This window comes from Pseudomonas sp. P42, assembly GCF_017973755.1.
In the GTDB taxonomy this organism is placed as follows: domain Bacteria; phylum Pseudomonadota; class Gammaproteobacteria; order Pseudomonadales; family Pseudomonadaceae; genus Aquipseudomonas; species Aquipseudomonas iridis.
Genome location: NZ_JACOPU010000003.1, coordinates 633,898 through 656,389, shown reverse-complemented (window position 1 = coordinate 656,389; position 22,492 = coordinate 633,898). Strand labels below are relative to the sequence as shown.

Below are 22,492 nucleotides of genomic sequence, written 5' to 3'. Positions count from 1 at the left end.
GGCTCCCGCTTGCTAACCTGATAGGTGTTACATGGCAGGCGCAAAAGAGATTCGCAGTAAGATTGCGAGCATCAAAAGCACGCAAAAGATTACCAGCGCCATGGAAAAAGTGGCGGTCAGCAAAATGCGCAAGGCACAAATGCGCATGGCTGCTAGCCGTCCTTATGCGGAGCGTATCCGCCAGGTAATTGGGCATCTGGCCAACGCCAACCCGGAATACCGCCACCCGTTCATGATCGACCGCGAAATCAAGCGTGTTGGTTATGTTGTGGTGAGCAGTGACCGTGGTTTGTGCGGTGGCTTGAACACCAACCTGTTCAAGGCCCTGGTCAAGGACATGGCGGTAAACCGCGAAAACGGCGTCGAGATTGATCTGTGTGTCGTTGGTAGCAAGGGTGCGGCCTTTTTCCGCAACTTCGGCGGTAACGTCGTTGCAGCTATCAGCCACCTGGGTGAAGAGCCGTCGATCAATGATCTGATCGGCAGCGTCAAGGTGATGCTGGATGCCTACCTGGACGGCCGTATTGATCGCCTGTCCGTGGTGTCCAACAAGTTCATCAACACCATGACGCAGCAGCCTACCGTGGAGCAGTTGATTCCATTGGTGGCAACCCCGGATCAGGGTCTCAAGCACCACTGGGACTATCTCTACGAACCGGACGCCAAAGAGCTGCTTGATGGCTTGATGGTCCGTTACGTCGAGTCGCAGGTCTACCAGGCGGTGGTCGAGAACAACGCGGCTGAACAAGCTGCGCGGATGATCGCGATGAAGAACGCTACCGACAACGCCGGTGATTTGATCAGCGATTTGCAGCTGATCTACAACAAGGCGCGTCAGGCTGCGATCACCCAAGAGATCTCGGAAATCGTCGGCGGCGCTGCCGCGGTTTAACGGTTCAAATATTCAGAGGATCCAGCTATGAGTAGCGGACGTATCGTTCAAATCATCGGCGCCGTTATCGACGTGGAATTTCCACGCGACAGCGTACCGAGCATCTACAACGCTTTGAAAGTACAAAGCGATGCCGGCACCACTCTGGAAGTTCAGCAGCAGCTGGGCGACGGCGTGGTTCGTACCATTGCGATGGGTTCCACCGAGGGCTTGAAGCGCGGTCTGGAAGTTACCGACTCTGGCGCAGCCATCTCCGTACCGGTCGGTAAAGCGACCCTGGGCCGGATCATGGACGTCCTCGGTAACCCGATCGACGAAGCCGGTCCAATCGACACCGAAGAGCGTTGGGGCATTCACCGTCCAGCACCTTCGTTCGCTGAACAGGCAGGCGGCAACGACCTGCTGGAAACCGGCATCAAGGTTATCGACCTGGTTTGCCCGTTTGCCAAAGGCGGTAAAGTCGGTCTGTTCGGTGGTGCCGGTGTAGGCAAAACCGTAAACATGATGGAACTGATCCGTAACATCGCCATCGAGCACAGCGGTTATTCCGTGTTCGCCGGTGTGGGTGAGCGTACTCGTGAGGGTAACGACTTCTACCACGAGATGAAGGACTCCAACGTTCTGGACAAAGTGGCACTGGTTTACGGTCAGATGAACGAGCCGCCGGGTAACCGTCTGCGCGTAGCACTGACCGGCCTGACCATGGCCGAGAAGTTCCGTGACGAAGGTAACGACGTTCTGCTGTTCGTCGACAACATCTATCGTTACACCCTGGCCGGTACTGAAGTATCCGCACTGCTGGGCCGTATGCCTTCTGCAGTAGGTTACCAGCCGACCCTGGCTGAAGAGATGGGCGTTCTGCAAGAACGTATCACTTCGACCAAGGAAGGTTCGATCACTTCGATCCAAGCGGTATACGTACCTGCGGATGACTTGACCGACCCGTCGCCAGCGACCACCTTCGCCCACTTGGATGCCACCGTCGTTCTGTCCCGTGACATCGCCTCCCTGGGTATCTACCCAGCGGTAGATCCACTGGATTCGACTTCGCGCCAGCTGGACCCGAACGTAATCGGCCAGGACCACTACGACACCGCTCGCGGCGTTCAGTACGTTCTGCAACGTTACAAAGAGCTGAAAGACATCATCGCGATCCTGGGTATGGACGAACTCTCGGAAGCCGACAAGCAGTTGGTTAACCGTGCTCGTAAGATCCAGCGCTTCTTGTCCCAGCCGTTCTTCGTGGCTGAAGTCTTCACCGGTGCTTCAGGTAAATACGTTTCCCTGAAAGACACTATTGCTGGCTTCAAAGGCATCCTCAACGGTGACTACGACCACCTGCCAGAACAAGCGTTCTACATGGTTGGCGGCATCGAAGAAGCGATCGAGAAAGCCAAGAAACTGTAATCCCGGCGCCCGGCAACGGGCGCTCATTTAGGTTGAGGCAATCAGATGGCTATGACAGTCCATTGCGATATCGTCAGCGCGGAAGGAGAAATCTTTTCCGGCCTGGTCGAGATGGTGATTGCGCACGGTGCACTGGGTGATCTTGGTATCGCTCTGGGTCACGCGCCGCTGATCACTAATCTGAAGCCAGGTCCGATCCGCCTGATCAAGCAAGGCGGGGAAGCCGAGGTGTTCTACATCTCCGGTGGTTTCCTCGAGGTTCAGCCGAACATGGTCAAGGTGCTTGCCGATACCGTGCAACGTGCCGCCGACCTGGATGAAGCTCAGGCTCAAGCAGCTCTCAAGGCTGCCGAGGCTGCCTTGCATGAGCGTGGCGCAGAGTTCGATTACGGCGCTGCGTCCGTACGTCTGGCCGAGGCTGCAGCTCAGCTGCGCACCGTCCAGCAGATCCGCAAGAAGTTTGGCGGTTAATCCGTCATCCGCTTGTTGTGCGATTGATAAAAAAGGGTAGCCTCGGCTACCCTTTTTTCTTTTCCGAATTCTAGAACCCCGGTCGCAGTTGCTGACCTCCAGGATTGGTAGCCAGTCATGTCTCTCGAAATCGTCATCCTCGCGGCCGGTCAAGGCACTCGCATGCGCTCGGCTCTGCCGAAAGTGCTGCACCCGATTGCCGGCAAATCCATGTTGGGCCATGTTATCCACAGCGCCCGGCAACTCGACCCGCAGCGTATCCACGTAGTAATCGGCCACGGTGCCGACGTGGTGCGCGAGCGTCTCGCGGCCGACGATCTGAACTTCGTGTTGCAGGACAAGCAACTGGGCACCGGTCACGCGACTGCCCAAGCCGTGCCATTCGTTACTGCCGACACTGTGCTGATTCTTTACGGTGACGTGCCGTTGATCGAAGTCGAAACCCTGCAACGCCTGCTCAAGCATGTCGTTCCAGGGCAGATGGGTTTGCTGACCGTGGAGCTGGACGACCCAACGGGCTACGGCCGCATTGTTCGCAACGCTGACGGCAAAGTTGCCGCCATCGTCGAGCACAAAGATGCCAGCGAAGCGCAGCGCGCGATCACCGAAGGCAACACTGGCATTCTCGCAGTGCCGGCCAATCGGCTGGCTGACTGGATGGGCCGACTCTCGAACAACAACGCACAGGGCGAGTATTACCTGACCGACGTGATCGAAATGGCCGTCAGCGATGGTCTGGTCGTCGCCACTGAGCAACCGCTGGATCCGATGGAAGTGCAGGGCGCCAACGACCGTAAGCAACTCGCCGAACTGGAGCGTCATTACCAGCTGCGCGCCGGTCGTCGTCTGATGGCTCAAGGTGTGACCCTGCGTGATCCGGCCCGGTTCGACGTACGCGGAGAGGTCACGGTGGGTCGCGATGTGCTGATCGACGTTAACGTGATCCTCGAGGGTAATGTTGTAATCGAAGACGACGTGGTCATCGGTCCGAACTGTGTGATCAAGGACAGTACCCTGCGCAAAGGCGTGGTGATCAAGGCCAACAGCCACATCGAAGGTGCAATTCTCGGCGAAGGCAGCGATGCCGGTCCGTTTGCTCGTCTGCGACCGGGCACCGTGCTCGAAGCCCGGGCGCATGTGGGTAACTTTGTCGAATTGAAAAATGCCCACATGGGCGAAGGCGCCAAGGCAGGTCATTTGACTTACCTGGGCGATGCCGAGATTGGCGCACGCACCAACATTGGTGCTGGCACCATCACCTGCAATTATGACGGCGCCAACAAGTGGAAAACCGTGTTGGGCGCGGACGTGTTCATCGGCTCCAACAACTCATTAGTGGCGCCTGTGGATATCTCCAATGGTGCGACCACTGCGGCGGGTTCTACGATTACGCAGAATGTGGATAACGCTCAGTTGGCAGTAGGTCGCGCACGGCAGAAGAACATTGATGGCTGGAAGCGGCCAGAGAAGATCAAAAAGGACTGAGTTATCCACAGTCATTTTTGAGATCTGGAAATCGCAGCCTTCGGCAGCTCCTACACAGGACTGCTGGGGTCTGCGATTTTTTTTGTTTGCCGGGTTGACGATTTATGGTCAATAGGTTTTGATTGCTTCCGTTATCTTTCGAATCGAAACTTAAGCCATCGCCATGTCGAAACGCAACACGCCTCAACGCCGCCATAACATTCTCGCCTTGCTCAACGAGCAGGGCGAGGTGAGTGTGGATGAATTGGCCAAGCGCTTCGAAACCTCAGAAGTTACGATCCGTAAGGACCTGGCTGCGCTGGAGAGCCACGGTTTATTGCTGCGCCGCTACGGTGGAGCGATCACCATGCCTCAAGAACTTGTCGCGGAAACCGCGCAGAGCGTTTCCAAGTACAAGCAGGCAATCGCCCGCGCGGCGGTAAAACGCATCCGCGAGCACGCGCGCATCATCATCGACAGTGGCAGCACTACCGCCGCGATGATCCCTGAACTGGGTCAGCAACCGGGTCTGGTGGTGATGACCAACTCCCTGCACGTCGCCAACGCTTTAAGTGAACTTGAGCACGAACCGGTGTTGTTGATGACCGGCGGCACCTGGGATCCGCACTCGGAGTCCTTCCAGGGCCAGGTGGCTGAGCAAGTACTACGCTCTTACGACTTTGACCAATTGTTTATCGGTGCCGATGGCATCGATCTGGCGCGCGGTACGACCACGTTCAACGAACTGCTCGGCCTGAGCCGGGTCATGGCTGAAGTGACGCGTGAAGTGATCGTGATGGTCGAGGCCGACAAGATCGGTCGCAAGATTCCCAACCTGGAGCTGCCCTGGAGCAACGTCCATACCCTCATTACCGATGATCGCCTGCCTGTTGATGCACGCGATCAGATTCAGGCCCGCGGTATCACCGTGATTTGCGCGGCTGTCAGTCAGGAGAAATAAGCATGTGTGGAATTGTCGGCGCAGTTGCTGAACGTAATATCACTGCCATCCTGCTCGAAGGTCTCAAACGACTGGAATACCGTGGCTATGACAGCGCCGGTGTGGCGGTGTACACCAATGAGCAAACCCTTGAGCGCATGCGCCGTCCGGGCAAAGTCAGCGAACTGGAAGTCGCGCTGGCCGAGCACCCGCTGGTTGGCCGCCTCGGTATTGCGCACACACGTTGGGCTACCCACGGCGCCCCGTGCGAGCGCAATGCTCACCCGCATTTCTCCGGCGACATCGCGGTGGTGCACAACGGCATCATCGAAAACCACGAAGCCCTGCGTGAACAGCTGAAAGCGCTGGGTTACGTGTTTACGTCGGATACCGACACCGAAGTCATCGCTCACCTGCTGAATCACAAACTCAAGGATCAGCCAGATCTGACTGTCGCCCTCAAGGCCACCGTCAAGGAACTGCACGGTGCATACGGTCTGGCCGTGATCAATGGCAAACAACCGGATCGTCTGGTCGCCGCGCGCAGTGGCAGTCCATTGGTGATTGGTCTGGGTCTGGGTGAGAACTTCCTCGCCTCCGATCAACTGGCTCTGCGTCAGGTTACTGACCGCTTCCTGTACCTGGAAGAAGGCGATATCGCCGAAATTCGCCGCGATAACGTGCAGATCTGGGATGTGAGCGGAGCCGCTGTCGAGCGCCAGACCGTGCAGTACACCGACGGCGCCGAAGCTGCCGACAAGGGCGAATTTCGCCACTACATGCTCAAGGAAATCCACGAGCAACCTACTGTGGTGCAGCGTACGCTGGAAGGTCGCCTGAGCAACAACCAAGTGCTGGTGCAAGCTTTCGGCCCACAAGCGGCAGAGCTGTTCGCCAAGGTGCGTAACGTACAGATCGTTGCCTGCGGCACCAGTTATCACGCCGGCATGGTTGCCCGTTACTGGCTCGAAGAGCTGGCAGGGATCCCGTGCCAGGTCGAAGTCGCCAGCGAATTCCGCTATCGCAAAGTGGTTGTACAGCCGGACACATTGTTCGTCACCATCTCGCAGTCCGGCGAGACTGCCGACACCCTGGCCGCATTGCGCAACGCCAAAGAGCTTGGCTTCCTCGCCAGTCTGGCGATCTGCAACGTGGGCATCAGCTCGCTGGTGCGCGAATCCGACATGACTTTGCTGACCCAGGCCGGTCGCGAAATCGGTGTCGCCTCGACCAAAGCGTTCACGACGCAGCTGGTTGGTCTGTTGCTACTCACCCTGTCTCTGGGCCAGGTGCGCGGCAGTCTGGCGGCGGGCGTGGAAGCCACGCTGGTGGAAGAATTGCGTCGCCTGCCGGCTCGCTTGGGCGAAGCGCTGGCGATGGACAGTACTGTGGAAAAAGTCGCCGAGCTGTTTGCCGAGAAAAACCACACCCTGTTCCTCGGTCGCGGCGCGCAATTCCCGGTGGCGATGGAAGGTGCCTTGAAACTCAAGGAAATCTCCTACATCCACGCCGAAGCCTACCCGGCCGGCGAACTGAAACACGGCCCGCTCGCGCTTGTGGATAACGATATGCCGGTGGTCACCGTCGCGCCGAACAACGAACTGCTGGAGAAGCTCAAGTCCAACCTGCAGGAAGTCCGCGCACGCGGCGGCGAACTGGTCGTCTTCGCCGATGAGAAGGCCGGGATGACCAATGGCGAAGGCACCCACGTGGTACAGATGCCGCACATCCACGACATTCTCTCGCCGATCCTCTACACCATCCCGCTGCAGTTGCTGTCCTATTACGTCGCTGTGCTGAAGGGCACGGACGTTGACCAGCCGCGGAATCTGGCGAAGTCGGTGACGGTGGAATAAGTTATCCACAATGGATGTGGACGAATGGTTTTAGACAACAGATTTTGAAGCAATGCCAAAGCCCCGATTTCAGGGGCTTTTTCTATTTAATGGCCTCCACCAGATGTCCGATATTGGTGGGTGATCTTGCTGAAGGTTTAGCCTGGTACCGGTGATCAGACTTATTCACAGGGCTGATATTTTTCCAGGACTTTTCGTGCACATTCCATTTTCAGGAATATGTGGCGGCCGCAGAAGGCATGGGAGGTTGGCTTGCGTGAATAGGCGTTGCGGGATTACCAGTGTGGAAGAGGGGTTGTGGTGAGCCGCTCACCACAACCACCGACCCCCTGTGCAGGTGACGAGAATACGCCGTTAAACCACCGCCGCAGCCGTGGCGGGTTCACCGTCGACGACTACGTTGTACGGCGCCTGTTCGCGATCACGCAGACCGTAATCACGAATCACCGATGTCACGCGCACGCGATAGTCATCGAAGATTTTGTCGCGTCCGGCGCGCTGTGCCGACAGGTGGGCTGTCACGTTGCGCCACTGCACCACGGCTTCCTCATCGCGCCAGGTGGTGACCGACATCACCTTCTTGGGGTTCAGCGTGCTTTGAAAGCACTCGACGGAGATAAACCCGTCCATGGGTTCAAGCAGCGGGGTCAGCTTGTTGACCAGGTCAACATAAGTCTCGCCCTGGCCTGGCAGTGCCTGTAACTCAAACAATACGACGATCATTCTTGATTCCTCATCCTTGATATTTTTCAGGTGGTTTTACACGGTGCAAATGCGGTGGGCGGTTGCCCGACCGCTATTAGTGTTTTATCGGGGTGCCCAAGTTGTTCAGCCAGGCCCGCATGACGTGGCTCGCGGCGCGGGTCAGGCGGTCGCCGAGGTTTATGGCCTCGCTGCGCAACGCAACAGGATCGATGCCGGTTTGTGCCAGTTCGCTGGCATGGCCAACCAGCCATCGCTCGATGTTGGCGGTATCGGCTTCGAGGTGAAATTGCAGGCCGAGAATCGTGTTGCCCACGGCGAACGCCTGATGAGCACCCACCTGAGTACTGGCCAACAGCACAGCGCCTTCTGGTACATCGAACTGGTCGCCGTGCCAGTGCAGCACGGGGGTGTCCATCAGCGCGGCGAGCGGCGAGTCTTGACCGGCCGCAGTCAGGGTCAGCGGTGAAAAACCGATCTCCTTGACCCCCATCGGGTAGACGTCGGCGTGCATGGCCCGGGCGATCAATTGCGCACCGAGGCAGATGCCCAGCAGGGGATTTCCGGACGCAACGCGCTGGCGCACCAGTTTCAATTCGTCGTGCAAAAACGGATACAGCTGCTCGTCATAAGCTCCAATAGGGCCGCCGAGTATGATCAACAAGTCGGCCTGCAGCACCGGCTCGCTGTAGATGGCGTCGACCGTGGGGTCCAGGTAAATCAGCGTATAGCCTTCTTCGGCCAGAACGGCATCGAGGGTGCCAACGTCTTCGAAGTGAATGTGGCGCAATGCAATGGCAGTTTTCATGGAAAAAACCAGTTGTTGAAGTAAGGACGGTAAATGTTCATACCGTGGTGGAGAGGTCGACCTTGATCGTCCCGGATTGCGGGAAGGTGCAGCAGGCGAGGGCGTAGCCGTCGTCCTTGTCCTTGTCGGTCAGGCAAAAGTCGGGCTCAAGGGTGTAGTGACCCTCCGATACCCTCAGCCGGCAGTGACCGCAGATGCCGGCGCGGCAAAGGCTGCGCACCGCGATGCCGCTGGTTTCGAGCATCTCCAGCAAGCTCTTGCCGGCGGGCGGCTCCAGCACCTGATCGTTGTGGTTCAAGTGCAGGCGCAGCGTCGCGTCGGCCTGAGCCTCAGGCTGTGCGGCGGAGGCCGGCGCGGCCGGTGGCGTGAATGACTCGATGAGCAAACGGCTCGTTGGGAACATGGCCAGAGTGTGTTCGCGCATGCCCTGGGCGAAGCCATAGCTGCCGCAGATCACCACGCGGTCGGGGTTACCCAGCCGGCTCAAGTCATGAGCTTGGGGACGACCGGCGCTGAAGTGTCCGTTGTTGTTGACCGCTTCGCGGGTTACGAACACATGCAAGTAGAACCACGATGTGGTCAGCTCAAGCTCCAGCAACTCATGTAGAAACGAAATCTCGGCGATGGACGGCACACACAGCAGCAGGCTCACATTGGGCACCGCCAATCCGCGTCGCGCGCGCTCGGCCAGGCCGCGCAGCAATGCAATCGGCAAGGTGATGCCGATGCCGCCGGCGAGCATGCCGACCTGTCGGCAACCCAGAACCGACTCCAGCGAAATATCACCTGCCACAAACTGCATCGCGGTGGTTGAGCCGGCTTGCAGCGTAGCGTGCAACTGGTCCGAAACCCCGCCACGGCCTTCGCGTTTGACCGCAATGTCGAACCGGTCGGCGCCGTGCTTGCGCGTGATCGAATACAACCGCTGATGATGGGTGCCCGCCATGTCAGCGGCGTGCAGGGCCACGTGTTTGCCTGCCTCCAGGCTGTCGAGGAATTCGACGGGTGCGTCTACCGCACGCAAGGTGAAGACTTTTACGTTGGCCGTTTCAATGCTGACGTGTTCGCACAGGGCCTTGAGGGATGCCATGCCGTTCATGCGCGGGCCTTCTCGCCTAAGGTTTCAATGGCATGCTCGGCACTGCTGAGGCCGTTGCCGGTCAAGCCGATCCGGTCTATCAGGGCTTCGAGCGAGTCGGTGTAGACGCTGATTTCGTTGTTGTCGCCCACGTCATGCACGATCTCGCCGGCATGGGGGAAATCCAACATCGAAAACACGGTGGCCCATGCGCCCATTTCGTTATTGGCGAACATCTGCACCGTGCGCAGGATGATCGAGCGCAAGTACTCGCGTTCCTTGCGGCTCAGGCCGTTGACGATGTCGGAAGCAACGAAGCTGAAGACGCTGGAATGGCTCCACTCGTCCATGGCATGGGTGCGTGTGACCTCATGGCACACCGCCTGAATGCTGGCGTCCTCGGCCATGGTCTTGAGGTAGTCGGTGATCAGCGTTTCGCTGGCACACGCGACGCCGAAGCGGGTCAGGCGTCGCTCCCATTCGGCGGTGCAGTTGGCCAGGAGGGCCTCGCGCCAGGTCACCAGGTTGAACGCGCTGAAGTCCAGCGGGGTGAGTTTGCGCATGTCATAGATATAGTTGCAGGCCATGATGGACATGCGCGTGTGCAGGGCTTCGTCGAGCAGTGCCTGAGACATCACGTCTTGCAGCAAGGCGCGGTTGTTGCTCGGCGGCGGGGTCTTGATAATGTCCTCGCAGGCAGGCACGACCACATTGCATTCGATGTAGATGGTCTTGAGGTTGTAGATGCCCCACGCATACGACAGGCATTTGGATTGCAGGTCCTGAGGGGCTTCGAGCCAGGCCTGGTGATGACGAAACGGTAGCAGCGACAGACTGAAGTCGTGCTTGTCGGCATCGAAGGCGAGGCCCCAGTAGTTCGGTTGCGGGTTGTTGACGGCCGCGCGGGTTTTCCAGAGCGTGGAGAGTTTGGCCAGCATGTTTTTTACTACGTCATCGGTACCACAATTCAAACGTTCCATGTTTTAACTCCAAGGAAATCGGCTATTGGTGTTAGGGTTTACCGTGCAGTCCTTGCAAAAATAACGGGTCCGCACAAGCGAGGGTGCAGCGCAATAAATGCGGGACGGCGCCCTTCAAGTCTGCGGCAAAAACACGTTGCGGCTATTGATTCAGGTCACTTGAATGCCACTTGGAGTGCCGCCGTTTTTCGGGCCCTGGCCATGGACCGCTCCTGTATCAGAGTCAGTACAACGGTCAGGCACATGAAGGCGGCGCTGGCCCAGAAAATTGCGTTGGGCTGACCTTGGTCGAGCAGCCAGCCGAACCCGACGGGCCCGATGGCGCCACCGATGTTAAAACCGGTAGAGACGATGCCGAAGGTTTTGCCTTCGGCACCCTTCGGGGCAGCCGCTCGTACCAGCATGTCGCGGGACGGTGCGATCACCCCGGTCAGGAAGCCCGCAGCCCCCAGCACGACCAGCAGCGCCGGCCCGCTCAAGCGTGCCGTGGCGACCAGCAGCATCAGCACGGTGGCCAAGGCAAACGCGCTGGCTGCGACGACGCCATGGCGACGGGTCCGGTCGGCCAAGGCTCCCCCTGCCAGCACGCCGAAAGCGCTGGCAAAGAGGAAGGCGGTCAACGCCGAGTTGGCCCAGGTCAAGGCCACGCCCTGGCCTTGCATCAGGGCGGCGACCGAGAACTTCTCAATCGCGCCGGTGCTCAGGTTCAGCAGCACGAACAACAGGGTCAGGCTGAGCACCATAGGCGAGAGCAGTGACAGGCGACTGGCGCCGATGGGTGTCGGGTCGGCGGCGGGAGACACGCGACTGACTCTGGCCAGTGCGGAGCCAGGGATCAACAACAGCGCCAGCACGAAAAAGCCCACCAGTGCCGCCGCCGCGAAGGCCATGGGCAGGTTGCTCGCCACCGCGATGCCCAGCAAAAACGCCGGGGCCACGGCCGCGCCAAGGAACCCGGCAAAGGTATGCACGGAGAACGCCTTACCGATGTGGGCGGGGTCAATATGGCGGGACAGCAGGGCGTAGTCGGCCGGGTGATAAACCGCGTTGGCGACGCCGGCCAGTACCATGCCGATCAACAAACAGGTGTAGCCGGGCAGGAGTGCAATCAGCAGGAAACTGCTGCTGCCCAGTGCCAGCGCGACCAACAGCAAGCGCCTGGCACCGTAGCGGTCCACGGCAAATCCCATGGGTGCCTGTACCAGCGCTGTAACGATATTGAACAGACTCAACGCCAGGCCCAGTTCCACATACTCCACGTTGAAAAAAGCCGGAAGCAGAGGGAATAGCGCCGCCAGCACCATGATGTGCAGATGACTGACAAAGTGTGCGGCGGCGACCTGTGGCAGCAACCCGATACGAATCGTCATGGCGAAACCTGTGTAGTGAGCATGGCAAATTCGGCGCAGAGCTTAATGAGGCGATGGTCTTGCGCGATAGTCCATTACCGATGAGGCCACCAGACCACTTTAAATGGCGGCGATTTCACCGCGCCTGCCCCTGCATAGACGTGTGGCAAGGGCTTTGAGGGCGGTGGTCTGCAACATCTGAGCGAACTGGTATGGCTGGCCGGCCCGTGGGCGGATAGGGTAGTGCGGCGTGTTATCGGGCGTTTACAAAGGGAGTGACCATGCCGCATTTCGCTTATCGGGAGGGCCACGCGCTGCCAGGGGTCAGTGGCGTTGCGCTGCCTCAGGTGGACGGGGAGGTGTGGCGCGCCATTGACGCCGAGCGTCAGCGCCAAGTGCAGTCAATCGAGCTGATCGCCGCTGAGAACGTGGTCAGTCGTGCGGTGCTCGAGGCCCAAGGGTCGGTGCTGACCAACAAATATGCCGAGGGCTACCCAGGGCGTCGCTATTACGCCAGTTGCTGCAATGTCGATGCAATTGAAGAGCTCGCCATCGAGCGGGCCAGGCAGCTGTTCAGCTGTGCCTATGCCAACCTGCAACCTCATTCGGGCAGCCAGGCCAACCAAGCGGTGTTTCTGGCTCTGCTGGCGCCGGGGGACAAGATCCTGGGCCTGGACCTCAAGTCCGGTGGGCACGTGTCCCATGGTGCAGCGTTCAACTTGTCCGGGCGCTGGTTTCAGGCCCTCAGCTATGGCGTGCACCCGGTGACCCACAGGGTCGACATGGATCAGGTCGAGCAGATCGCCCGACAAGAACGTCCACGCCTGATCATCGCAGGGGCCTCGGCGTACTCACGGGCGCTGGATTTCGCCCGGTTTCGTGCGATTGCCGACGAGGTGGGTGCGTACCTGATGGCCGATATCGCCCACGTCGCAGGGCTGGTCGCGGGTGGTGCGTATCCGTCTCCTGTGCCGTTCGCCCATGTCACCACCCTCAGTACCCATGCCACATTGCGCGGCCCGCGTGGCGGGATGATCCTGTGCAATGAGCAGGCCATTGCGCAGAAGATCAATGCGGCGGTGTACCCCGGCCTGCAGGGCGCAGCACTGATGCATATCGTTGCAGCCAAGGCCGTGGCACTGGGCGAGGCATTGCAACCGGCTTTCGGCGCTTATGCCCACGCCGTGGTCGCCAATGCCCAGGCCTTGTGCGGCCGATTGGCTGAAGGAGGGCTGTTGGTCGTGTCGGGCGGGACCGACTGTCACTTGGGCGTGATTGATCTGCGGCCGTGGGGCCTGGTGGGGAATGTCGCCGAGCGTGCGTTGGAGGCAATCGGCATTACCGTGAACAAAAATGTCGTGCCCGGCGATGAGGTCAAGCCCACCGTGACGTCCGGCATTCGTCTCGGCAGTGCGGCGTGCACTTCGCGTGGCATGGGGGTCGATGAATTCAGGGAGATCGGCGACATGATTCTGGCCATGCTCGGTGGCGTGCGCAGTGGTGCCCTTGACGGCCGCACTGAACGTTCGATTCGTGAAGGTATCAGCGACCTGACCAAGCGTTTCAGGCTGCCGTATTAATCGTCAGCGTTTTTTTGAAAAGGAATTCCGATGCCCGGCTTCATCCCCACCGGCCGCCTGGCGGCTACCCGCACGTCACGGTTCAGGTTGTTCACCACCGCCAAGCCTCAACCCGTCATCACGGTTGAATACTCCAAGTTGTCCCCGCGTGCTCGGATGGCCGTCCAGGCCCAGCAGCTGCTGATGAACTATGCGCTGGGCCATTAGATTTTCAGGGCGTTGGCCAGGCGCAACATGGCGGCTTCTATTTCATACGCGGTCAGGGAGGAGTAGCCCAGCAGCCAGCCCTGTTGCTTCGGTTCGCCCGCGTACAAACCGCTGAGGCCGGACAGTTGCACGCCGGCAGTGGCGGCCTGGCGGATGGTTTTTTCCTCGGACCATCCGGCTTTCAGCAAGCAGGGGATTTGCAACCCGCCCGGCGGCAATTCGGCGGTGACCACCGTGCTCAAGTACTTGCCGATGGCGTCGTGCATGATCGACCGGCGTCCGGCATACAGCTTGCGCATGGCCCGGACATGCGCGTTGTAATGGCCGTCCTCCATAAAGCGCGCCAGCGTCAGTTGCAGCGTTTGCGGAGTGTGGCCGTCCATCATGCTGCGCGCATAGGCAAAGGGCTTCACCAGTTCGGAGGGCAGCACCATGTACCCCATGCGCAGTCCGGGGTAGAGGGTCTTGCTGAACGTGCCGATATAGAGCGTGCGCTGATACTTGTCCAGGCCTTGCACGCACGCCGTGGGTTGCCCGTCGTAATGGAACTCGCTGTCGTAGTCATCCTCGATGATCCACTTGCCTTTTTGCGCCGCCCAATTGATCAACTCAAGACGCCGCTCCAGCGGCAACGTTGCGCCGGTGGGGTATTGGTGGGAGGGCGTGACATACACGCAATTGGCGCCGCTGCGGTCGGCGTACAACAGGTCGGTGCGGATGCCCTGTTCATCGACATCAATGGGCATCACCTTGGTTTCGGCGATCTGGAAGGCCTTGCGGGCGCCGTAGTAGCCGGGGTTTTCCATCAGAATTGGCTTGCCGGCGTCCACCAGCAATTGCGCGCACAGATACAACGCCTGACGCGTACTGCTCAAGACCAGTACCTGGTCGGGGGAGCATTTGGCGCCGCGTTCGAGGTTCAGGTAGGTGGCAATCGCTTTGCGCAGGGGCTCAGCCCCTTGTGGATCGCCATGCAGCAGCACGCTCGCGCGATAGTCCTTCATGACCTGGCGCTGTAAACGCTCCCAGACATCCGTCGGGAAGCTGCGGGTTTCCGGCAGACCGGTGGCGAATGCCTTGATGACTTGCTGATCGCGCACGCCGCCGGTGTCGAAGATCATCCGCCCGCGTTGGCTGAGCTCGGCGCCCGGTGCGGCGACGCTGCTCCTGATTTCCTGCGCCCTGAGGCGTCGGCGGCCAGTACCGCGCAATTCGACGCCCACCGTGTCGCAGACGTAACTGCCGGCGCCTTCGCGGCGCACGATGAACCCGTCCCGATGCAACTGCACATAGGCGTTCTCGACGGTGTCGCGGGCGCACCCCAATGACTTGGACAGCACCCGCGTGGCGGGGAGTTTCAAGCCGGGGCCAAGGGCGCCGTCGAGAATCAGCGCACGTAATGCACGTTGAATCCGCTGATGCAGATCCAGCAGCTGAAATTCAGCGTCGTTGAGGCGCATCTTCAGGGTTTCCAGCTCGAAGGTCTTCGCCATGTGGTCTGCTCTCTTTCCATGAACTGGCAGGTAAAGGCAGGCCAGTTTATCCGTAGACTCTGGCCCTCGCCACCCTTCGGCTTTACCTCGGTGATGACGCGCAGGGCGAGCGTTCTTGAACAGGAGTTACTTAACCATGGCTCGGTCACACAACTTCAGCGCAGGCCCCACCGCGGTGCCGTTGGACGTCCTCACTCAGGCGCACGAGGAGTTTTTCGATTTCGCCGGCACCGGCATGTCCGTGATGGAAATCAGCCATCGTTCGCAGGTATTCATGGCGGTGGCCAGTGAAGCCGAACAGGACCTGCGCGATATCCTCGAGGTGCCGCCCGCCTACAAAGTGCTGTTCCTGCAAGGTGGCGCCTCGTTGCAGTTCGCTCAAGTGCCGATGAACCTGATAGGCGATAAAGGCACGGCGGATTACCTGCACACCGGCCTCTGGTCGGGCAAGGCGATCGAGGCTGCCCGGCGTTACTGCGATGTGCGCGTGGTTGCCAGCGCCCACGCGTCCGGTTTCGACCATGTCCCCCCTGCCTCGGACTGGCGCCTTAACGCCGACGCCGCCTATCTGCATTACACCGAGAATGAGACGGTGCACGGCGTGCAGTTCATCGACACACCCGCGAGCGACGCGCCGCTGGTGTGCGATGCCTGTTCAAGCCTGCTGTCCAAGCCGATCGACATCGCCAGACATGGGCTGGTGTATGCCGCCGCGCAGAAAAACATGGGCGTGGCCGGGTTGACGGTGGTCATCGTGGACCCGGCGTTGCTTGAGCGTTCCCATGCCTTTACCCCGGACATTCTCAACTACGCGCGCATCAGCGAAGCGCAGTCGATGCTCAATACCCCTGCGACTTTCCCCTGGTACCTCACAGGCCTGACGCTCAAGTGGATCAAGCACAGTGGCGGTCTGCAGGCCCTGCATCAACGTAACCAGGCCAAGGCGCGAATGCTTTATCACGCCATCGATGGAAGTGACGGGTTTTATCGCAACTCAGTGCAGGCACCGTATCGCTCCATCAATAACGTGCCCTTTCGATTGGCCGAGGTAGCGCTGGAGAAGACCTTTTTGCGGCGCGCGGAGCAGGCCGGTCTCAACGGCCTCAAAGGCCACGCCAGCGTCGGCGGCCTGCGCGCCAGCCTCTACAACGCCGTTTCGGTGCCGGCGGTCGAGGCACTGTGCGACTTCATGAACGCCTTTGCGCGTGAGCATGGCTGAGCCGACCACAGAAAGTGGTCTGGTCTGCTGCGTTAAAGCGTAGGGGTAAAACCTGCCATTCAACCGCTATAAATGACCGCTTACCAGCGGCCGGATGCGTCGTCCAGCAAGGAGCCAAGACCTATGTCATCTACTCAATCCCTCTCGTCCCTGCGTCTGCGGGACCTGCTGCACCCGGTGGTTGCCGGGTTGATTTCGGTGATCGTCAATTACGGCGGCACCTTCATCCTGGTGTTTCAGGCCGCCAAGGTCGCAGGGCTCAGCCCTGAGTTGACGGCATCGTGGGTTTGGTCTGTGTCGATCGGGGTAGGGGTGACCGGGCTGTTCCTCAGTTGGGTGAGCCGCGAGCCGATCATCACCGCCTGGTCGACCCCGGCGGCGGCGTTTTTGATCGTCGCCTTGGCGACCACACCCTACGCCGAGGCCATTGGGGCGTACATGATTTCGGCTGCAGCGTTCGTGCTGCTGGGCGTATCCGGTTACTTTGAAAAAGCCGTTCGCCTGATCCCGCCGGGTGTGGCAGCGGGCCTGTTGGGCGGCATCCTGCTGCAGTTCGGTATCGGTGCTTTCGCCAGCATGAGCGTCGACCCGCTATTGGTCGGGGTGTTGATCGGCGCCTACATCCTGTTCAAGCGCTTGAGTGCGCGCTACGCGGTGGTCGGCATTCTGGTGCTGGGGCTTGGCTTTCTGCTGATGCAGGGACGCGTGGACTTCACGGGGCTGACGCTGGAGTTTGCGACACCGGTGTTCACCCGCCCGGAGTTCTCGGTCAATGCGTTGTTGAGCGTGGCGTTGCCGCTGTTTCTGATCACCCTCACGGGGCAGTACATGCCGGGCATGCTGGTGCTGCGCAGTGACGGCTTCAACACCAGTGCCAACCCGATCCTCAGCGTGACCGGGCTGGGTTCTCTGCTGATGGCGCCGTTCGGTTCCCATGCCTTCAACATCGCGGCCATCACCGCCGCCATCTGCACGGGCAAGGAAGCCTCGGAAGATCCGTCCAAGCGCTGGATCGCAGGCGTGGCCGCGGGCATCTTCTACATTCTGGTGGGGATCTTCGGCGTGACCCTGGCGGCGGTGTTCATGGCCTTCCCGGCGACCTTCATCACTACCCTGGCCGGGCTGGCCCTGTTGGGCACACTCGGCGCGAGCCTGGCCAATGCCATGGCGGACGTGAAATCGCGGGAAGCGTCGCTGATCACTTTCCTGGCCTGCGCGGCCAATATCACTCTGCTGGGCATCGGCGGCGCGTTCTGGGGCCTGGTCATCGGCCTGACGGCCTACGCCGTGCTCAATGGGCAGTTGCCGCGTCGTGAAAAGACTGCAGTCCCCCAGGCCGACCCGGTTGCAGTGCCGACCAAGGGAGCGGCCAACTGATGCCTGATCAAACCGAAGACCTCAACATCCTGCATGCGCGCCATGGTCGTTACCCACAGGCCGACAGTGTCGAAGATTTTCGCCGCAACCTGGCCGCCGTGCAGCAACGCATTGTCGAGGCGTGCCGTCGGGTAGGACGCGACCCTGCCGGTGTGCGCTTGCTGCCGGTCAGCAAAACCTTTGATGAAGCTCATCTGCGTCTGGCCTATGCCGCCGGTTGCCGCCTGTTGGGCGAGAACAAGGTGCAGGAAGCACAGCGTAAGTGGGAAGCCATGACCGATCTGCAAGACCTGCAATGGTCGGTGATCGGCCACTTGCAGACCAACAAGGCCAAGCAGGTCGCACGCTTCGCCAGTGAGTTCCAGGCCCTGGACAGCCTGCGGGTGGCCGAGGCGCTGGACCGTCGCCTGCGCATTTTAGATCGGCAGATGGACGTGTTCGTCCAGGTCAATACCTCCGGCGAAGCCAGCAAGTACGGGCTAGCGCCCGATGACGTGGCGGCTTTCCTGGAGACAATGCCAGCGTTCCCGACACTGCGGGTTCGCGGGTTGATGACGCTGGCGCTGTTCTCGGCCGACGCGGTGCGGGTGCGCCCTTGCTTCGTCCGGCTGCGTGAATTGCGCGACCGCTTGCGTCATTGCGCCCCTGTCGGGGTGTCGCTGCAAGAGCTGTCGATGGGCATGTCGGGTGACTTTGAAATCGCCATTGAAGAGGGCGCGACCGTGGTGCGCGTCGGGCAGGCGATCTTCGGTGCCCGAGCCATGCCGGATGCGTACTACTGGCCGACCGCCGATGCCCGCCCCCTCATTGAAGACACGTTGTTGTCGATCACACCCAGCCGTTGATCCCCCTCTACAGGAGGCCTGCAATGTCCGCTGCACCCGCTTACCTCATGCACACCTCAGCCCGACAACCGGTTTCGTTCAGCCGAGGCCAGGGTGCCTCGTTGTGGGACACCGAGGGTGTTGAATACCTGGATGCCATCGCCGGTGTGGCGGTGACGAGCCTGGGGCATGCCAACCCCGAAATTGCCGCGGCCATCGCCGAGCAAGCCACGGTGTTACTGCACACGACCAACATGTTTCGCATCCCATGGCAGGAGCAATTGGGCGAACGACTGTGCCTGCTATCGGGCATGCAACGGGCGTTTTTCTGCAACTCCGGAGCGGAGGCCAACGAAGCGGCGCTCAAACTGGCCCGCCTGCACGCCAACGCTCGGCAGGTGAGCCAGCCGCAAGTGTTGGTGATGGAGAACAGTTTTCACGGGCGCACCCTGGCCACACTCGCCGCCACCGGCAATCCCGCCGTGCATCGCGGCTTCGAGCCCCTGATGCCGGGCTTTTTGCGGGTGCCTTTCGACGACATCGAGGCGATTCGCCAGGTCGCGGCGCAGTCACCGGATATCGTCGCGGTGCTCGTCGAGCCGGTGCAGGGTGAGGGGGGCGTGCACGCCGCTTCTGCCGGCTACCTGCAGGCGCTGCGCCAACTGTGTGATGAACACGACTGGCTGATGATGATCGATGAAGTGCAGACCGGACTCGGCCGCACCGGTACCTGGTTTGGCTTTGAGCACGCGGGCATCAAGCCGGACGTCATTACCCTGGCCAAAGCGCTGGGCAACGGTTTCCCCATCGGCGCATGCCTGGCGCGGGGCAAGGCCGCCCAGCTGTTTTCCCCCGGTCACCATGCGTCCACGTTCGGCGGTAACCCGCTGGCGTGCCGCGTGGGCTGCACAGTGCTCGACATCATGCAGCGCGATCACATCCCGCAACGTGCTGCCGCCTCGGGCCGCCGCTTGTTGGCAGCCCTGAAGCTGGCGCTGGGCAACCATCCTGAGGTGGTGTCCGTTCGCGGCATCGGCTTGATGATCGGCATTGAACTCAATGGCCCGTGCGCCGAACTGGTCGGCCGGGCCCGTGAAGAACAACGCCTGCTGATCACCGTCACACGGGGCAACACCGTGCGCCTGTTGCCGCCGCTGATTTGCGATGACGCACAGATCGACGACATCGCCGCGCGTATCACCCGCCTGCTGTCACCCGCCGCTTGAATTCTTGACCAAGGACACTTTGCATATGTACGACTCGACGCTGACCCTCAACACTTTCGACCCTGAGCTGTATGAATCGATTCACAACGAAGAGCATCGCCAGGAAGACCATATCGAGCTGATCGCCTCGGAAAACTATGCCAGCCCGCTGGTGATGAAAACCCAGAGCACGGTGCTCACCAACAAGTACGCCGAAGGCTACCCCGGCAAGCGCTATTACAGCGGCTGCGAATACGTCGATGTGGCCGAGCGGCTGGCCATCAAGCGGGTCAAGGCCCTGTTCGACTGCGATTACGCCAACGTGCAACCCCATGCGGGCGCCCAGGCCAACGCGGCGGTCTTCCTGGCACTGATCAACCCCGGTGATACGGTGATGGGCATGAACCTGGCCCAGGGCGGTCACCTGACCCACGGCAACCCGGCCAACTTTTCGGGGCGTCACTACACCATCGTGCCTTACGGACTGGACCCGAAAACCGGCTTTCTCGACTATGACGAGATGGAGCGAATCGCACTGCAGACTCGCCCAAAAATGTTGATCGGTGGTTTTTCCGCGTATTCGCGGTACAAGGACTGGGCGCGCATGCGCAGCATTGCCGACAAGGTTGGGGCTATTTTCTGGGTCGATATGGCCCACGTCGCCGGGCTGGTCGCCGCAGGCGAATACCCGGATCCGCTTCCCCACGCGCATGTGGTGACCAGCACCACGCACAAAACCCTGCGCGGGCCACGCGGCGGTTTGATTTTGTCCAAGGGACAGGATGAAGCCTTCTACAAAAAGCTCGATTCCGCTGTGTTTCCCGGCGTGCAGGGCGGGCCGCTGATGCACCAGATCGCGGCCAAGGCGGTGGCCTTCAAGGAAGCGCTTTCGCCTGAGTTCAGCATCTACCAGACCCAAGTGGTCATCAACGCCCGGGCCATGGCCGGGGTGTTGCAAAAGCGCGGGTACAAGATCGTCTCGGGCGGCACCGACAACCACATGATGCTGATCGACCTGTCCGGCAAACCCTACACCGGCAAGGAGGCCGACGCGGCCCTGAGCAGTGCCTATATCACCGCCAACAAAAACTCGGTGCCGAATGACCCGCGCTCACCGTTTGTGACATCCGGCCTTCGTATCGGTACCCCGGCGGTGACCACCCGCGGGTTTGGTGTGGAGGCTTGCGAGCAAGTGGCCGGCTGGTTGTGCGACGTACTGGATGCCCTGGAAAACGGAAGCAGCGACAAGGTCGGGCACCACGTGCGCGAACAAGTTGTCGCGCTGTGCCGTCGTTTTCCGGTCTATCGCTGAGTCTGGCCCGGCCATTGCCTGATCGGGTGGTGGCCGGGTATTCAACTGTTTTATCAGGCGATCCCTTTGGCCGCACCCGCGTGCCATTGAGCAGGTAATTGCCCGCAATCCTCGAAAGCTGTATCAGATGCCATGACAACAGGCGCTTGCGACTCTAGTAAATTGATCATTGTGATCAATTCGCTTTACGCCCAATGTACCCAGACGGCAATGCTGATGCTTGGCTCCGCGCGTGACTGGCTGTCAGGGCTGCATCAAGCCCGGTGCGACAGTTTTAATTCTCAAGACGTTTGCGCTTAATAGGCTTCTTAGGATGCTGCGGGAGTTTTGCGATCTTTTGCTTTTGAATCGAGGTCTTCGCCATGGATCGCTTTCAGGAAATGCAGGTCTTCGCCGCCGTCGCTCAAGACCAGGGCTTCTCTGCCGCCGCGCGGCGCCTCGGTTTGTCGGCTGCGAGCGTCACCCGCGCCGTTGCTGCATTGGAGCAACGAATCGGTACGCAATTGCTGATCCGTACCACGCGCAGCGTGCACCTTAGCGAAGCGGGTCAGCGGTACCTGGAGGACTGTCGGAGAATTCTCGCCGAAGTGCAGGAAGCGGAGGATTCGGCCGCAGGCAGTCACGCCCAGCCTCGTGGGCAACTGACGGTGACAGCGCCGGTGTTGTTCGGTGAATTGTTTGTCACACCGGTGATGGCCGGGTATCTCACGCAGTATCCGGACGTTTCGATCAACGCGTTGTTGGTGGATCGGGTGGTGAGCATGGTCGAGGAGGGGGTCGATGTGGCGGTGCGCATCGGTGAGCTGCCGGACAGTAATCAGCATGCGATTCGGGTGGGTGAGGTCAGGCGCGTGGTCTGTGGTTCGCCGCAGTATCTGGCCGAGCACGGTCGACCGCAGCATCCACAAGCGTTGAATGGCTTGCCCGTCGTCGCTACTACGGCCACCGGCCAGATGCGCAACTGGCCATTCCTTGAGAGGGGCGAATCGCTGATCGTGCGCCCGGAGCCGCGTCTGATGGTCACCGCCAATCAGGCGGCGATCAGAGCGGCGTGCCTCGGCCTCGGGCTGACGCGGGTGCTTTCCTATCAGGTGGCGAACAAAGTGGCGGCAGGTGAGCTGGAAATCGTCCTTGCCGACTTCGAACTGCCGCCGCTGCCCATTCATGTGGTGTATCAGGGCGGGCGCAAAGCGCCGACACGGGTGCGCAGCTTTGTTGATTTCACGGTGAACGCTCTGCGTGAGCATCCATCGCTGAAAAATGCCGCGTTATTGCATGAGATGAAATGATCGATTGCGAATACTGGTGATTCTGTTGCTCTGCAGACA

General features: G+C 60.3%; 20 protein-coding genes. 14 read left to right on the top strand and 6 right to left on the bottom strand.

The window, feature by feature from the left end:
* The first annotated feature begins 31 nt into the window (after window positions 1-31).
* The 6 genes from atpG to glmS all read left to right on the top strand — a co-directional run bounded on the left by atpG (window position 32) and on the right by glmS (window position 7,030).
* The gene (gene atpG, locus H8B20_RS12365) at window positions 32-892 is read left to right on the top strand and encodes a F0F1 ATP synthase subunit gamma (protein ID WP_042556891.1); all 861 of its coding nucleotides are present in this window, start codon (window positions 32-34) and stop codon (window positions 890-892) included.
* A 27-nt stretch (window positions 893-919) separates the two neighbouring features.
* Window positions 920-2,299, top strand: coding sequence for a F0F1 ATP synthase subunit beta (gene atpD / locus H8B20_RS12360; protein WP_042556890.1), 1,380 nt, complete (start codon window positions 920-922; stop codon window positions 2,297-2,299).
* A 45-nt stretch (window positions 2,300-2,344) separates the two neighbouring features.
* Complete coding sequence (locus H8B20_RS12355) at window positions 2,345-2,770, top strand: F0F1 ATP synthase subunit epsilon (RefSeq protein ID WP_042556889.1); 426 nt, start codon at window positions 2,345-2,347, stop codon at window positions 2,768-2,770.
* Window positions 2,771-2,887: 117 nt separating this feature from the next.
* On the top strand, window positions 2,888-4,255 hold the full coding sequence (gene glmU, locus H8B20_RS12350) for a bifunctional UDP-N-acetylglucosamine diphosphorylase/glucosamine-1-phosphate N-acetyltransferase GlmU (RefSeq protein ID WP_210623287.1): 1,368 nt from the start codon (window positions 2,888-2,890) through the stop codon (window positions 4,253-4,255).
* 163 nt (window positions 4,256-4,418) lie between these two features.
* Window positions 4,419-5,195 (top strand): DeoR/GlpR family DNA-binding transcription regulator, encoded by a 777-nt coding sequence (locus H8B20_RS12345; RefSeq protein WP_210623286.1) that lies wholly within the window; start codon window positions 4,419-4,421, stop codon window positions 5,193-5,195.
* Between the two features lie 2 nt (window positions 5,196-5,197).
* Window positions 5,198-7,030 (top strand): glutamine--fructose-6-phosphate transaminase (isomerizing), encoded by a 1,833-nt coding sequence (gene glmS, locus H8B20_RS12340; RefSeq protein ID WP_210623285.1) that lies wholly within the window; start codon window positions 5,198-5,200, stop codon window positions 7,028-7,030.
* A 354-nt stretch (window positions 7,031-7,384) separates the two neighbouring features.
* On the opposite strand, the gene H8B20_RS12335 is transcribed toward glmS, so the two are convergent.
* The 5 genes from H8B20_RS12335 to H8B20_RS12315 form a co-directional block, all read right to left on the bottom strand.
* Window positions 7,385-7,753: an antibiotic biosynthesis monooxygenase family protein gene (locus tag H8B20_RS12335; protein WP_122543417.1), complete on the bottom strand. Its 369-nt coding sequence runs from the start codon at window positions 7,751-7,753 to the stop codon at window positions 7,385-7,387.
* A 76-nt stretch (window positions 7,754-7,829) separates the two neighbouring features.
* The gene (locus tag H8B20_RS12330; protein ID WP_210623284.1) at window positions 7,830-8,540 is read right to left on the bottom strand and encodes a glutamine amidotransferase; all 711 of its coding nucleotides are present in this window, start codon (window positions 8,538-8,540) and stop codon (window positions 7,830-7,832) included.
* Between the two features lie 37 nt (window positions 8,541-8,577).
* Window positions 8,578-9,639, bottom strand: coding sequence for a 2Fe-2S iron-sulfur cluster-binding protein (locus tag H8B20_RS12325; RefSeq protein ID WP_210623283.1), 1,062 nt, complete (start codon window positions 9,637-9,639; stop codon window positions 8,578-8,580).
* Window positions 9,636-10,598, bottom strand: a complete 963-nt coding sequence (locus tag H8B20_RS12320) for an AurF N-oxygenase family protein (protein ID WP_210623282.1) — start codon at window positions 10,596-10,598, stop codon at window positions 9,636-9,638. Before H8B20_RS12320 ends, H8B20_RS12325 begins: the two co-directional genes overlap by 4 nt.
* 155 nt (window positions 10,599-10,753) lie before the next feature.
* Window positions 10,754-11,968, bottom strand: coding sequence for an MFS transporter (locus H8B20_RS12315; RefSeq protein WP_210623281.1), 1,215 nt, complete (start codon window positions 11,966-11,968; stop codon window positions 10,754-10,756).
* A 260-nt stretch (window positions 11,969-12,228) separates the two neighbouring features.
* Here H8B20_RS12315 and H8B20_RS12310 point away from each other — a divergent pair, with 260 nt between their 5' ends.
* Window positions 12,229-13,527 (top strand): serine hydroxymethyltransferase, encoded by a 1,299-nt coding sequence (locus H8B20_RS12310; protein ID WP_042561893.1) that lies wholly within the window; start codon window positions 12,229-12,231, stop codon window positions 13,525-13,527.
* A 30-nt stretch (window positions 13,528-13,557) separates the two neighbouring features.
* Window positions 13,558-13,734, top strand: coding sequence for a hypothetical protein (locus H8B20_RS12305; protein ID WP_210623280.1), 177 nt, complete (start codon window positions 13,558-13,560; stop codon window positions 13,732-13,734).
* Here H8B20_RS12305 and pdxR read toward each other — a convergent pair.
* Window positions 13,731-15,227: a MocR-like pyridoxine biosynthesis transcription factor PdxR gene (pdxR, locus tag H8B20_RS12300; protein WP_042561892.1), complete on the bottom strand. Its 1,497-nt coding sequence runs from the start codon at window positions 15,225-15,227 to the stop codon at window positions 13,731-13,733. The genes H8B20_RS12305 and pdxR overlap by 4 nt on opposite strands.
* Before the next feature lie 136 nt (window positions 15,228-15,363).
* On the opposite strand from pdxR, the gene serC reads away from it, so the two are divergent.
* From serC to H8B20_RS12270, 6 genes are all read left to right on the top strand, one after another.
* The gene (gene serC / locus H8B20_RS12295; protein ID WP_200612923.1) at window positions 15,364-16,446 is read left to right on the top strand and encodes a 3-phosphoserine/phosphohydroxythreonine transaminase; all 1,083 of its coding nucleotides are present in this window, start codon (window positions 15,364-15,366) and stop codon (window positions 16,444-16,446) included.
* 123 nt (window positions 16,447-16,569) lie between these two features.
* The gene (locus H8B20_RS12290; protein WP_210623279.1) at window positions 16,570-17,823 is read left to right on the top strand and encodes a benzoate/H(+) symporter BenE family transporter; all 1,254 of its coding nucleotides are present in this window, start codon (window positions 16,570-16,572) and stop codon (window positions 17,821-17,823) included.
* Window positions 17,823-18,668 carry a YggS family pyridoxal phosphate-dependent enzyme gene (locus H8B20_RS12285; protein ID WP_210623278.1) on the top strand — a complete coding sequence of 282 codons (846 nt, stop codon included), beginning with the start codon at window positions 17,823-17,825 and terminating at the stop codon, window positions 18,666-18,668. Before H8B20_RS12290 ends, H8B20_RS12285 begins: the two co-directional genes overlap by 1 nt.
* Before the next feature lie 23 nt (window positions 18,669-18,691).
* Window positions 18,692-19,873: an aspartate aminotransferase family protein gene (locus tag H8B20_RS12280; RefSeq protein WP_210623277.1), complete on the top strand. Its 1,182-nt coding sequence runs from the start codon at window positions 18,692-18,694 to the stop codon at window positions 19,871-19,873.
* Window positions 19,874-19,898: 25 nt separating this feature from the next.
* On the top strand, window positions 19,899-21,164 hold the full coding sequence (gene glyA / locus H8B20_RS12275) for a serine hydroxymethyltransferase (protein WP_210623276.1): 1,266 nt from the start codon (window positions 19,899-19,901) through the stop codon (window positions 21,162-21,164).
* Window positions 21,165-21,526: 362 nt separating this feature from the next.
* Entirely contained in the window at window positions 21,527-22,453 is a 927-nt protein-coding gene (locus H8B20_RS12270) for a LysR family transcriptional regulator (protein WP_210623275.1), read from the top strand.
* The last annotated feature ends 39 nt before the right edge of the window (window positions 22,454-22,492 follow it).